General features: G+C 47.1%; 10 protein-coding genes and 1 pseudogene (1 of these 11 running past the window's edge). 7 read left to right on the top strand and 4 right to left on the bottom strand.

The features are described 5' to 3' along the window. Window positions 1-23: 23 nt before the first annotated feature. From fadA to NX720_RS27475, 3 genes and pseudogenes are all read left to right on the top strand, one after another. Window positions 24-1,184: an acetyl-CoA C-acyltransferase FadA gene (gene fadA, locus NX720_RS06780; RefSeq protein ID WP_262600238.1), complete on the top strand. Its 1,161-nt coding sequence runs from the start codon at window positions 24-26 to the stop codon at window positions 1,182-1,184. A 285-nt stretch (window positions 1,185-1,469) separates the two neighbouring features. Then, a complete protein-coding gene (locus NX720_RS06775) occupies window positions 1,470-2,153 on the top strand; it encodes a zinc metallopeptidase (RefSeq protein WP_262600237.1) in 684 nt (227 codons plus the stop codon). Window positions 2,154-2,258: 105 nt separating this feature from the next. Beyond that, a pseudogene (locus NX720_RS27475) lies at window positions 2,259-2,799 on the top strand (transposase); the annotation flags it as partial. 317 nt (window positions 2,800-3,116) lie between these two features. Here the strand turns inward: NX720_RS27475 and NX720_RS06765 are convergent. After that, on the bottom strand, window positions 3,117-3,701 hold the full coding sequence (locus NX720_RS06765) for a hypothetical protein (RefSeq protein WP_262600234.1): 585 nt from the start codon (window positions 3,699-3,701) through the stop codon (window positions 3,117-3,119). Between the two features lie 617 nt (window positions 3,702-4,318). On the opposite strand from NX720_RS06765, the gene NX720_RS06760 reads away from it, so the two are divergent. The 3 genes from NX720_RS06760 (at window position 4,319) to NX720_RS06750 (ending at window position 7,738) form a co-directional block, all read left to right on the top strand. Beyond that, a complete protein-coding gene (locus NX720_RS06760) occupies window positions 4,319-4,480 on the top strand; it encodes a hypothetical protein (protein ID WP_262600232.1) in 162 nt (53 codons plus the stop codon). 496 nt (window positions 4,481-4,976) lie between these two features. Next, window positions 4,977-6,692 carry a hypothetical protein gene (locus NX720_RS06755; RefSeq protein ID WP_262600231.1) on the top strand — a complete coding sequence of 572 codons (1,716 nt, stop codon included), beginning with the start codon at window positions 4,977-4,979 and terminating at the stop codon, window positions 6,690-6,692. A gap of 80 nt (window positions 6,693-6,772) precedes the next feature. Further along, complete coding sequence (locus NX720_RS06750; protein ID WP_262601545.1) at window positions 6,773-7,738, top strand: RNA-guided endonuclease InsQ/TnpB family protein; 966 nt, start codon at window positions 6,773-6,775, stop codon at window positions 7,736-7,738. Window positions 7,739-7,826: 88 nt separating this feature from the next. Here the strand turns inward: NX720_RS06750 and nrdG are convergent, their stop codons facing one another. From nrdG to NX720_RS06735, 3 genes are all read right to left on the bottom strand, one after another. Then, complete coding sequence (nrdG, locus tag NX720_RS06745) at window positions 7,827-8,318, bottom strand: anaerobic ribonucleoside-triphosphate reductase-activating protein (protein ID WP_262600229.1); 492 nt, start codon at window positions 8,316-8,318, stop codon at window positions 7,827-7,829. Further along, a complete protein-coding gene (nrdD, locus tag NX720_RS06740) occupies window positions 8,315-10,432 on the bottom strand; it encodes an anaerobic ribonucleoside-triphosphate reductase (protein WP_262600227.1) in 2,118 nt (705 codons plus the stop codon). Before nrdD ends, nrdG begins: the two co-directional genes overlap by 4 nt. Window positions 10,433-10,835: 403 nt before the next feature. Beyond that, window positions 10,836-12,419 carry a hypothetical protein gene (locus NX720_RS06735; RefSeq protein ID WP_262600225.1) on the bottom strand — a complete coding sequence of 528 codons (1,584 nt, stop codon included), beginning with the start codon at window positions 12,417-12,419 and terminating at the stop codon, window positions 10,836-10,838. Window positions 12,420-12,581: 162 nt separating this feature from the next. Between NX720_RS06735 and NX720_RS06730 the strand changes: the two genes are divergently transcribed. Beyond that, window positions 12,582-13,857, top strand: partial view of a UPF0149 family protein gene (locus tag NX720_RS06730; protein WP_262600223.1) — the 5' portion only. It continues 122 nt past the right edge of the window; 1,276 of the gene's 1,398 nt are visible here — the first part of the coding sequence; it begins with the start codon at window positions 12,582-12,584; the stop codon falls past the right edge of the window.

Raw genomic sequence — 13,857 nt, 5'->3', positions numbered from 1 at the left:
AGGTGGTAACAAGGATTCTATCAATGAATGATGCAGTAATTATTGATGCGGTTCGTACCCCTATGGGTCGTTCCAAAAATGGTGTCTTCCGTAATGTTCGCGCTGAGGACCTGTCCGTGGCGTTGGTCAGGGCATTGCTGGAGCGTAATCCGGCTCTTGACCCGGCAGATATAGAAGATGTGGTCTGGGGCTGTGTGCAGCAGACGAAAGAGCAGGCCATTAACATTGCCAAAATGATCGCCCTGCAGGCGAAGCTGCCAGAAAACGTCACCGGTTATACGGTTAACCGGCTGTGCGGTTCTTCCATGCAGGCACTGCACGACGCTGCCCGCTCTATCCAGTGTGGTGACGGTGACGTTTATCTGGTGGGCGGCGTTGAGCATATGGGGCATGTGCCCATGACCCATGGTCTGGATCTGCACCCGAATATGGGCAAGCATACCGCCCAGGCTTCCGCCATGATGGGACTGACTGCCGAGATGCTGGGGGCTCACCACAAGATCAGCCGTGAAGCTCAGGATGCTTTTTCTGTTGAATCCCACCGTCGCGCCCATGAGGCGGCAGTGGAAGGGCGTTACGACAACGAAATCATTCCCGTTCCCGGTCATGATGAGCAAGGTCAGCCGATTCTGGTGAAGCAGGATGAAGTAGTTCGTCCGGAGCTTTCTATGAATGACCTGGCTAAGCTGCGCCCTGCCTTTAACCCGGCAGGAGGCACTATCACTGCTGGCAGTTCATCAGCCCTGTCCGACGGTGCCAGCGCCCTGCTGGTGATGTCCCGGAAAAAGGCCGAGGCTTTAGGCTTAAAGCCCCGCGCCAGAATTCTCAGTATGGCAAGTGCCGGTGTACCTGCGGCGATGATGGGTATTGGCCCCGTACCAGCCACTGAAAAGGCACTGGCTCGTGCGGAGCTGACCCTGGGTGATATCGACAAGTTCGAGTTGAACGAAGCCTTTGCCGCTCAATCCCTGTCCTGCGTAAAAGTGCTGGAGCTGGAGGAGCGTACCGCGGATATTAACGTCAATGGTGGTGCAATTGCCCTGGGTCATCCCCTGGGATGTTCCGGTTCAAGGATTGTTGGCAGCCTGATGAATGTGCTGGAACAAACTGATGGCCGTTATGGTCTGGCGACCATGTGCATTGGTATGGGACAGGGCATCGCTACGGTGATTGAGCGCTATTAACAACCTGCTTTTGACGACTCTTTAATCACTTACACTGCCCCGGTTAGACATTTCATTGGTTTAACCGGGGCTTTTTTACATCCCTCTGTGTCGTCATCCAGTTTATCTGCAAACTGTGCTACTCTGGTTCGGCTTCTTGGGGGGGGACAATGTTAATTAAACGCTTTATTAAAGACTTAAAAGAGATGCACTGGGCACCCAGACTGATACTGTTGCTGGTGGTGCTGAAAACTCTGGCCGTGATGGTTCGGGAAGCCGCTGTTTAACAGGGAAAGGAGACAGGGAGTGATTTATGTTCTGTTTGGGGTACTGATTCTTGTATTGATATTTGGCCCGCAGTACTGGATCAAGGCAACCCTTAAACGCTACGGCAAGTGGCGTAAAGACCTGCAAGGGACCGGCGGTGAACTGGCTAAACATCTGGTTGAACGATTTCAGCTCGAAGGGGTGACAGTGGTTCGCGGCAGTGTGGGGGCCGATTATTATGACCCGGAAGAAAAGGTTATTTCACTGTCACCTCAGCATTACGATGGTCAGTCGGTGGCTGCCGTGGCGGTTGCGACCCATGAAACCGGTCATGCCATTCAGCACAAGGAGAAGAACCCTGATTTTATGCAGAGGCAAAAACGTATCCGCATGGCGATGGCTATAGAACGTTTCAGTGTCATGGCGTTGCTGGTTTCTCCTGTTATTTTTGCCCTGACCCGTGTTCCTCACAGTATGATTATCACGGTGTTAATGGGTATTTCCGGTATGCTGGCTAACGTATGGGTACAGTTTAAAAATCTGCCGGTTGAGATGGACGCCAGCTTTGGCAAGGCAATGCCGATTCTGGAAGAGGGGTATCTGACGGGCAATGATCTGTTGAGCGCGCGTGCGGTGCTGAAAGCTGCCGCTTACACTTATGTTGCGGCAGCAATGGCCAGTTTGCTGAACCTTGGTCGCTGGTTAATGGTTCTAAGAGGTTGACATCCTCTACTGGTTTTAATGTCGAGGAACTGCAGTGATCGTCACTGCCAGCCTGCCGTTGATTTTGAAGTTAATTAATATTAATCCATCTCTGGCTGGCACAATCCTACCAAGAATGAAGACTTCCGGAAGATGCTGAAAGTCTGTTGCAATAATCAGCTCAAGTTCCGCTACGTACTGGCAGACAGTTGGTTCTGCTCTAACGAAAACATGATGTATATACGACACGAGTGCGGTAAACATTTTCTTATGGCTACCAAGTCAAACCGTAAGGTTTCACTCAGCGTGGAAGATAAGGAGCAGGGGCATTCTCTATCTGATATGCAGTGATCTTGAGTGTGACGCTGAGGCCTTAAAGGCGATCTACGAAAAAAGGTGGAAAGTCGAAGTTTTCCATAAAACGCTCAAGTCAAATGCCGTCATGGCAAAATCACCGAGCCATACGGTTCTAACGCAGAGCGATCATCCATTCATGTCTATATATTCGGCATTTCGTCTTGAGGTTTTGGCAAATAGGCTCCACCTGAACCACTTTGAGTTGCGAGCAAAGCTTTATCTATCGGCACTAGGGGAAGCAGCAGAACATAATATACCGCTGTTGGCTGTTGGCTGTTGGCTGTTGGCTGTTGGCTGTATGAGCAGCTAATAGCCAAAAGCCAACAGCCCGGTAAGTTATTGAATGCTGCGCCCCTAAGATTATCGCTCCAAGAACTGCAAGCGATGAAAGGTGCGTAACATGAGCAACTAATTGTCGTTTGAATTACCTGAGCTGCCTGTGACTGGCGCACTGGCGCACTGGCAGAGCTGTCTGCTGCTCTGCAAAATCATGGCAGGGTTATCCATCAGAAGTCGACTGAAAGCTAAAGCTGTTCCGTCCGTTAAACCCGACAGCGAAACGGCTGGTCCTATGTTGATTGCCGCTTACCCTGACCGAATCACCCAGCGCCTTGGAACCAATAGCCATTACCTACTTGTTATTTTTGCGCAAATATTTATATCAAAAAGTCTATAGTTTTCCTTGCTCCTCTTTATAGAACTCTCAATCAAGGCAAATGCATGATTTTTATTATCTAACTTCTTACAGTCATCTACAAAATCATCAAAAGCTGGGTCAATAAAAAGCCTCAGTTCATGCAGTGGGACACCCTCCAGGTATTGGCAGTGTGAACCATAAGTGAATTTTGCAGTCTCAGTAGCAGGATTATCCATATTTTTTGACCAGACACTTTTAACGGAAGCATCTACAAAACTAGATAAATGATGTTCTTTTATCGCTGAAAGTTCAGGATAGTCTCTTTCCTTGTCGCAGCCTTCCATGGTAGAACAAAAATTATCATACTTAAGATCAGGTGCATAATCATTTATAAGTTTTTTGAAAAACTGCTTTCTTGCTTTCTCAATACTTGTGTCACTTTTTACAAAGGATACCCCATTATCGGAGGAAAATGACTGAGAAGAGTTAAAGAGAGCTATCAGCATCAAAAAGGTTGCTATTTTTTTAAGTGCAGGTTTCATCATGGTTACCTCTAAAAAGTAGATTTGAATCATTTGACAACTACATGATTAATGAGTTCCCGAATTAAAAGAAGCTGGATTCAAGCAATAAGTGCAATTGGCTGCCGGTGACGCCTTAAAACCGTTGATCCGGTCTATAATCCCTGCCATTACAGTGGTTACAAATAAGAAATCGTGCAATGGCTATGACCTGTGTTACTTGCCCGCACTGCCTGCTGAAAAGAATAATGTCGTTTCTTGGCAATAAGCAGGATCAGTGATGGCTCTGGTACGCTTGCCGTGCGGATACAGGATGTGTTTCAGCTTACGAACTGATGTTACGCACTTTTAACGAAAGAATCAGGGCTGCAGAGCAGTGACCTCGTCTGGAATCCTTGATGATTCGTAGGGGGTGCGTAACGGATGGACCAAATTCTGCAGGTTATTGCTTTATTTTTTGTTATTGGCTTAACCGTACGTATGAAGCTTTCGCCCTGTATAGGGTCTAAGGGGCGCAGCATTCAATAACTTACCGGGCTTTTGGCTGTTGGCTTTTGGCTGTTGGCTATTAGCTGCTCATACAGCCAACCGCCAAAAGCCAACAGCGGTATATTATGTTCTGCTGCTTCCCTAAGTACGTATTCCATTCCATCTCGGAACCGGAACAGAGAGTGCTGGAATCCACGTTGCAGCTACAGTCCAAAAATGATGAACGTTACTATGAAATCAAAATGGAGATTAAAGATATTCGTTCAATACCGGCTATAGAAATTCATACGACAATCGAAAGTCAGGGTGGGTTGGGTGTTTGTACACTGCCTGCACTTTCCTGACTGGAAATTTTGATGATTTTAAGTACTTCTGAATTATAAACGACGGCTTAACTATTTATTAAATGGCTTATTAAGAACCTGTTGGTTATGCCGTATTTTTTCAAAAAAAAATAACTTTTAATGGAAGTTCTTATTAGACTGATACAGATAAAATAATCATTTTTTATTTCATGCCATATAAACTTTTCTCTTCCCATGCATGTAATTGCATATTTAAACAATGGCAATAACTTAGGCCTGTCCATAAGAAAAGGTTGATGCAGTAATGTTGTTTCCATATTTTCCCAAGAAAAGGCTTCTGGCAAAGAGCTTTAGAGCCGCACTATTGAGTACAATATTGTGTTGTCTTCCAATTGGCGGTCATGCCGTTTATCCAGATGCAGGTAGCTGCTCAGAAAAAGCCCCCCGGCTAACGTATTCACTCAATGGCGTGTTTGTGGTTTTAACAGCAGTACAGACTCTTCATTTGGATGTAAATAGAGTCGCTCGAAATCTGGTGAGCGCTTTTTGGCCAGTTCAACCTTCAGGAACGGAAACTGAGGCAACGGCTACAGGCGCAAGTCATGCACCCGACATTAACACAAGCCAGAGAGAAGAAGCCGTAAGTTGGGTGGCAGGGCAGTTGGGTGACGGAGAACACGCAAGTGCCGGTGCTTCCGGGCAAATACCTCCCTGGTTAGCCGAAATGGCGGGAAGCGGTGAAGATATCACCGATGGAGCTTCCGGAACAGGCCTGACGTCACCTCGGGAAGCTCTTGACACTGTGGTGAACCAGAACCTCGACGCATACGAGCTTGCAAATGTAGTCAATGAATCTAATCCGGGGCGTCAGACGCCTGTTGAACAAATATCGACTGAGATTCAAGCTCTTCCCCTGGTGGCGGAAGACCAAACAGACAATGCTCCCACAATAACGGCAGATGCTAATGACAGCGAATTATACTTGAGAACTCAGCCAGCTGATAATATTCAGCTCAGTCAACTGACAACTTCAGGAAGCCTCCAAACTGTTTTAAGGAACCCGGGCCTTTACGGTACTCAAAATGTTCTGATTGCACTGCACGCTTGCCTTCTAAAACAATATCTCAAACTCAGAGATTCAGGTGGTTTATCAGAACCCCAGACAAATGAATACAGACGTTCAATATCCCACCTTGTTATGGTAATCCACACAATCAGCCAATACAGTCAGTCAGAAATTTCAGCGCAGCGCGAACAAGTCGGCCTCAACAACTGGATTGAAAACAGATACGTTAACGAAGTATTTGAAAGCTTTTCGCAGTCCGTTAATAACCCGGGTCGACCATTCACGGCCGACCATCTCAATGATGGGCTCCGAATGGCCTTTGGCATTATTCAGTACTTCAGAAGCTTTATCATTGCCAGACGTGTGGAAGAGCAGGTGACAGCTTCCGACCCTGAAAGTCGAGCCGAGCTCGATCAAGATGCCCACACTGTTGAGACTGTAACCCGACTCGATTCTCTGGCTAATTTATTAGTGCCGGATAGCGACATGCCTCTCTCTAGTCTCGCTTATGCAAGAAACAATGTTTTCCCCCATACCAACGCTATTCTGGCAAATCACTTCTGGCTTAGAGCCAATACAATTCATCGGAGACTCAATAATTTTCAAAGGTGGCACATACTGAACGAAATGCATGTGGCGTTACAGCTTGTTGTATTAGGGCAAAATGAACAGGCTCTGTCTTTGATTAGAGGGCTCAATGATACGTATGAACTGCAGGAAGTCGACGAACATAATCCGCTGCCATCTGCCAGCAATGTAAACTATGAATCAATCGTTCGCTGGGTATTTCGAATGGCGCGTAGTGTTCTGGACTTTTTGGACGAGAGTGTGGCAACGTCTAAAACCTCCGGCGACTCATTAAGAAACCTGTTTTTTGTCTCTGTATATGCACTTGATATTTATACAGAAACCCCTGACCATGCCAGAGGTCGCTCAGACCACCAGATATCCAGAATAAACACCGAGGTATTGGATTTTCTGTATACGCTTCTTCTGACTCCAAAAACTGGTACGGAAATAGACATCTACTCAGAAAGTGAAACTGAATCGGGCGCAACTTTTTATCTGGATAGCCGATACGCAAACTTCCTGAGAGCCAGGCACAAACGGCACAAGATGGCTCTTGCTGGCAATATACAGGCAGGGGCAGAGCGTAGACTGAAAGCTAGATCGAATGGGCAGTAAATCCAGTTACCGATCTGCTGTTTAGCAAAATCGTCGTAAACCCTCGCCCAATGCGGGCGGGGATATGAAAGTACTCATGGCTGAAAAACGCTGACTCTATTGCACTGCAACAGGCCACTATCAATCTGGATACGGCCTTTCAAAACTTTTTCAATCCCAAATTGCAGGCAAGATTTCCTCGCTTCAAGAAAAAGCATGGCAAGCAAAGTAGCTACCATTGTACGTCTGTCTCTGTGGGCGATAACTGGATAAAAATCCCCAAGTGCAAGCCCATAAGGGCTAAAGTGCATCGTGAAATAGTGGGTAAGGTGAAGTCTATCACCCTGAGCAGAACGCTAACCGGCAAGTATTTTGCCTCCATATTGGCTGATGATACCCAGGAACAACTAAAACAGATTGATAATCTTGAAGCTAATCAGGTTGTCGGTGTTGATATGGGGATTGCTGATCTGGCTATCACCAGTACCGGCCATAAGACTGGCAATCCTCGCTTTCTGAAAAAAGCACAACGTAACCTGAAAAGAAAACAACAGGCTCTATCTCGCTGCAAGAAAGGCTCAAAAGGTAGGCACAAAGCCCGTTTATTGGTGGCAAAGGCGCATGAGCGTGTAGCCTTTGCCCGTAATGATTTTCAGCATAAGCTATCAAAACAACTCATCGACGAAAACCAAGCGGTGATTGTGGAGACACTGAAAGTTAAAAACATGCTCAAGAACAAGCGTCTTGCTCGTTCTATTGCTGATGCTGGCTGGCATTCACTGATAACCAAACTCGAATACAAGGCAAAGCAGGAAGGTAAACATCTGGTGAAGATAGACCAGTGGTTTGCATCCTCTAAAACTTGCTCAGTCTGCGATTTGAAACAGGAAAAAATGCCATTGAGAATCCGATCATGGGAGTGTAGCTGTGGTGCTATCCATGACCGGGATATTAATGCAGCTCGCAATATCAAGAAGCAAGGCATATTGAAATTAAAGGCGGAAGGACTGTCCGTTTCTGCTGATGGAGGCTTGCGTAAATCCGGCAGACTGTCGGTTGCTGCCTAAGAAATCAGAAGCCTCACCCGATAGGGTGGGGAGCAGTCACATGCAACAAAGAGCGGTTTTCCGCCCTTTGTTGTTACGCGATGTAGAATTACACAATATAGGAATCAGGTTTGCCATTAATCAGACGCATAACCCTCTGGTTGCTGCTACCCCGCCAGGGCAGAGTCAGGTCACGCTTGCCTTCTTCAAACTTACCGTCAATCAGCACGTCAATATAGTGGATGATAGCTTTCTGTTTTGGGCTAAGGTTTTCCAGGGTATAACCCGTCCATAGCCAGATATCTTTTTCCGGCAATTCCGTTTTTACCCTTTTAACCAGTCGCTCAATCATTTTCAGATTGCCGGGGAACAGAGGATCCCCGCCAGACAGGGATAAGCCATCACGTTTGATCCGTTCGTCAGTAAGATCGTCCAGAATCTTCTGCTCAAATTCTTCACTGTACGGAATACCCGAGTCCGGGTCCCAGGTGGTGGAGTTATGACAACCTTTACAGAAATGTTCACAACCACTGACAAACAGGGTGGCCCGGGTTCCTTCGCCGTTGACGACATCTATCGGATAGTAGCGCTGGTATCTCATAGGTGTTTAACGCGGCGTACCACTTCTTCCTGCTTACCTTTGATGAACGGACGACTGTTAGGCTGACCCAGGTAACCACAAACACGACGGGTTACAGACATTTTTTCAGAGTCCCGGTTTTTACACTGCGGACATTCGAAACCACGACTGGTGGCGTTGAACTCACCTTCGTAACCACAGCTGTAGCAGGTATCGATGGGTGTGTTAGTTCCATAGTAAGGGACCTTGTCGTAGGTGTAGTCCCAGACGTTTTCCAGAGCCTTGACATTATTCAGCAGGTTCGGGAACTCACCGTAGCAGATGAAACCACCGCTGGCATGCATCGGGTAATCCATCTCGAAGTCTACCTTGTCGTAAGGGGTGACCTTTTTTTCTACATCCAGGTGGAAAGAGTTGGTGTAGTAACCTTTGTCGGTGACACCTTCAATAACACCGAACTCTTTCTGATCCAGTCGGCAGAAACGGTCACACAGGCTTTCGCTGGGGGTGGAGTAAAGGCTGAAGCCGTAACCGGTTTCTTCTTTCCATTCGTTTACACGACCACGGATGTATTCAATTAACGACAGGGCTTTCTGACGCAGTTCTTCACTGTCGTAGATATGTCCGCTGTTGTACAAGGCATTAATGGTTTCGTGAATACCGATGTAGCCCAGGGAGATGGAGGCACGACCATTTTTGAATATTTCGCTGACTTTGTCTTCGGGCTTCAGGCGAACGCCACAGGCACCTTCAACATAAAGGATAGGAGCGACTTTTGCCTGAACGTTATCCAGACGTTTGATGCGTGTCATCAGGGCGGATTTTGCCAGCTCCATACGCTTATCAAGTCGCTTAAAGAAGTCTGTTTCGTTTTCACTTTCAATAGCGATACGGGGCAGGTTCAGGGAGACAACACCCAGGTTATTTCGACCGTCGTGTATCAGCTGGCCATTTTCTTCATAAGTCCCCAGGAATGAACGACAACCCATTGGTGTCTTGAAGCTGCCAGTCACTTCAACCAGCTTGTCGTAGTTGAGGATATCCGGGTACATGCGCTTGCTGGCACATTCCAGAGCCAGTTGTTTGATGTCGTAGTTCGGGTCGTCCTTGCTGAAATTGACGCCTTTGCGAATAGCGAACACCAGTTTAGGGAAGACAGGTGTCTTCTTGTTACGGCCCAGTCCACGAATACGGTTTTTCAGAATCGACTTTTGCACCAGTCGTTCTTCCCAGCTGGTTCCCAGACCAAAACCAAAGGTGACAAACGGTGTCTGACCGTTGGCGGTGTGCAGAGTGTTTACTTCGTATTCCAGTGCCTGATAAGCGTCGTAACAGTCTTTCTCGGTGCGCTCCATGGCGTATTCACGGGCTTTGGCTTCATCACCAATCCAGCGAATCCCTTCTTTCAAATGCTTTTCAAATGTTTTCGTGACATAAGGAGCATGAATCCGGTCGATTTCATTGATGCTGGTACCACCATAAATATGGCTGGATACCTGGGCAATAATCTGTGCGGTGATCGCCGTGGCGGTAGTGATGGATCGGGGTGTCTCAATTTCCGCATTCCCCATGCGAAACCCCTTGGTCATCATGCCTTCAATGTCGATCAGCATGCAGTTGAACATTGGGAAGAAAGGCGCGTAGTCCAGGTCGTGGTAATGAATTTCACCACGTTCATGAGCCGCTGAAATGTCTTTTGGCAGAATGTGCTGTTTGGCGTAGTGTTTGGCAACAACGCCTGCCAGCAGGTCACGCTGGGTTGGGATAATCTTGCTATCCTTGTTCGCGTTTTCATTCAGCAGTTCATCGTTATCCTGATTAATAATGCTCAGAATATCTTTGCTTAGAGCGTTACGTGATTCCCGGGCAATATCACGGGTATGACGATACTCGATGTATTTGCGGGCAGCGTCATGGTAAGGGCTGCTCATCAGCAGGTCTTCTACCAGGTCCTGGATATCATAGATATCGACCTGCGCCTGGCCTTCGCAGGTGCTGGCTACTTTAGACGCTACAAATTGGGAAAAAGTGTCGTCTTTAACATGAGCATCATTCAACGCGCGTACGACTGCTTTGAATATACGTTCTGCGTCGAATGGTTGGCGTGAGCCATCGCGTTTGATGATCTCGGTCATTGAGAACTTCTCCGGAATATCAGGTTGAGATGATGAAGGGAGTCATCTGGTTGTGGTCTGTTGGTTGTGGAGGCACAAGATGTAGTGTTTCCGTCCGCTTATTATCCGGAAAGATAATAAATCTTCAATATTGACAAGACGAAAAAGCGCAGGGATTTTCCCTGCGGCTAAAAAAGTCAGTGTCCACTATTCCCGGAGTTTCGGGCAGCATTGGGCTGATTGGGAAGTGACGAATATTAATTTTATTACTTTTATTGGGAATTATACTTACTGGTGAACATAGGATGTGCATGGCCTTGTTCGTGATGGTTTCCCGCCTTCGCAGGAATGAAGTAGGTGTCAGTATATTATTGAATGCTACTTTCCTTACGGTTTTCCCGGGTACTGTTTATTGATGGCTGGCTTACAGGTTTTTTGCAAGGATCAGTGCTGTCGCAGTGATTAAGAGTGTAAGAGGTCCGGCTCCCTGGTTAGGGGCGCTGTTATTTCCCTGTTGCGTTGAATTGCTTGCTGAATAAAGACCGTCAGCATAGGTTTCCAGGCAACTTGTGTCGTCTATGGTCTCAAGCATATTTCCATAGCCATCATTTTTAGACATCAAATACCAGGGGTGATTTGGACAATTTTCCATAACATGTGTGTAGAAATCAGGGGAGGCAGAGGTGTATGTTTTGAAATTGCGTTTTGTGATTTCCGTAAAAGAGCCCTCTTCAAATTCGGTAGTATTTTCGGTTACATAGGCAAGGCTGTTTGATACCGAAAGTCTTGCTTGTGCAGTCAGCTTCCCGGGAGTCGAGGGTTCTATCATTGAAAGCTGTCCTTCGCTTATTCCATTATACAGTCGGGAGTTGGAAATATTTACCAGCAGTATGTCCGATGCACCGCTTTTCAGGCCCAGGATCGACTTATGTGACTGAGATGATTTTAACGATGTCAGGATGATATCTGACCAGTCAATAAGTGCCATGGAGTTGTCAACGTAAATTAACGAGGAGCGTATTCGCACTTCTCTAGCGTCCAGCGTAATACCAGACATGGAAAGCAGCCCTTGTTCTGTTACGGAAAAGAAAGGAGGGGCGTCAGTTTCAGATTTGGTTTTTATTTTCACTGTGGCAGGTTTGACATCGGCAAAGCTTTTTTCTGAACCGTCATTTTCTTCAGAGGGGCTGCAGATTTTTAAAGCATAATCATTAATTTCGATCGGGCCGGTCATTAGGTAAGGCGTGTCAGACTTCGGAAGAATAAGCAGTACTTTTCTGGGTGGGGTTATCCCGTCCGGTGTCATTTTTGTTGAATATTCATCAGCCTCTCCGCTTCCTGAGGCAGTTGCCTGGTGTTCTGTGAGAAAGTCTTCATCATCATCGTCATAATGAGTAGTCGGTGTTGTTGCTGCTGAATGTGGTGACGACGTTGCGACAATTGCCTGATGAATGATTTCATGCCATGGCTCATCGGAGCCGGAGCCGGAGCCGGAGCCGGAGCCGGAGCTGGAGCCGGAGCCGGAGCCGCTATCGGAGTTCGCTGAAGGTGACGGCGGTGTCATGATTGATTGATGAATGATTTCATACCATGGCTCATCGGAGCCGTCATCGGTATTCGCTGAATGTGGCGACGGGGTAATTGTTGAGTTATGAACGATTTCATACCATGGCTTATCGGAGCCGTCATCGGTATTCGCTGAATGTGGCGACGGGGTAATTGTTGAGTTATGAACGATTTCATACCATGACTCAACAGAGTCAGAGCGGCTAACATCTGTCTGCCGGGCCGCTCTTTTTGTCCGCGATGGCAGGTGGCGCGCCTGTTTTATTACAAAAGTCAGGTCGCTACCTGGTGAGATATCTTCCGCTACGTAATCAAATTGATTGGCTTCGCAGATTTCACGTGCTTTGACCTTCTTACCATAATCTTCTGCTGTAACTGGAGCCGCAGTGCAGTTGTAAACGTAAGTCGCCAGTAAAAGTCCGAGTATTTGCTGCTTGTTCATAACAGTACTTTATCAATATTTGGGAATAGGCAATCAGCAGTCAATATAGACACTTTTCTGAAGGGCGAACGGAGTCCCTGAATTAAAAATATTAATAATAAAGTGGCATTATTTTACTTTCTGTGCTGATTAATGTTTTTGATTATAAATCCCTATGATTGAATGACTCGATCATCTATTATTGCCAGCCTTTTTATTCTCCTCATAACCATTCCGGTAATCTCCATGAGCCCGTATACCTCACCTGTTTCCGAGCTGCTGTCCATCGGTCAATGCGATTGGAAGGAGTGGGCAGACTATAGCCGCTTCGATTTTAATGAAACCCATGTTCCAGAGCTGTTGAAAATGGCGCAGGACTGGCCACTGTTAAACCATGATGACGAAGACATCGTCTGGGCTCCGATCCATGCCTGGCGGGTGCTGGGTATCTTGCAGACCGAACAGGCAGTAGAGCCGCTGATCAGCCTGTTTTATCAGGAAGACGACAACTTTATTATTGCCGAATACCTGCCGTCGGTAATGGGACGTTTTGGTATCAGTGCCACGGAACGTCTGTGGCAAATTGCCTGCAATACTGATGAAGTCGAAGATGCCCGTGATCTGGCAATAGAGTCTTTACGCTGGAACGCATCTTTCCACACCGCTGATCGTGATGAAACAATCAGTAAACTGACGACTATGCTGAACGACCGTGAAGACGACGGTGACTACCTGAATACAGCTATCATGGGTGCGCTGGTAGAATTGAAAGGCAGTAGCAGTATTGAAGCTATCCGTGCCGCTTTTGAACGAGGTGTGATTGACCGCGAAATACATGGTGACCTCGAAGATGTAGAAATCGAGCTGGGTCTGCGCAAAGAGCGTTCCTCTATTCCAGACTGGCGTTTCGATAAGCATCAGGAAAAACTGCTGAAAGAAGTGCTGGCAGCTAATAGTGGTATGAGCTTCCGGGAAGTGCAGGGTTTTATCTTCGCCATGGTCGGGTCGCCTCAGCCAGTGCCACCTAACCGCTGGATCAAGGGTATTTTTGGCAGCAGCTTCAAGTTTGCCAGTGAGCAACAGGATAAGGATATTCACCGCATCCTGTTCAATATGGTAGACCTGACCGTTCGCCAGATTGAAATGGGGCTGGATATTATTCCCCTTGAATGCCGCCCGGAATCTGCGGAAGAGCAGGCGTTTGACGAACTAAAACTGTGGTCAAAAGGTTTTGGTGAAGGTAATGCCATTCTGGTGAACTTCTGGGAAGAAATTTTCAGCCATAAAGATATGAAGGATGTGGAGGAAAGCTTTACGGCCTGCACCATTCTCCTGAGTGTCTGGGCTCAGCCAGAAAAACTGCTGGAACGCTCAAAGCAGGAAGGTGGTCCGGATGTCAGCAAAATGCTGAAAGCAGTGCCAAGTGTTGCCCGGGAGCTGTCTGGTTTGCTGGTGGATA

The sequence above is a fragment of the Endozoicomonas euniceicola genome, assembly GCF_025562755.1.
GTDB lineage: Bacteria > Pseudomonadota > Gammaproteobacteria > Pseudomonadales > Endozoicomonadaceae > Endozoicomonas_A > Endozoicomonas_A euniceicola.
This window is presented reverse-complemented; position numbering and strand designations above follow the sequence as displayed.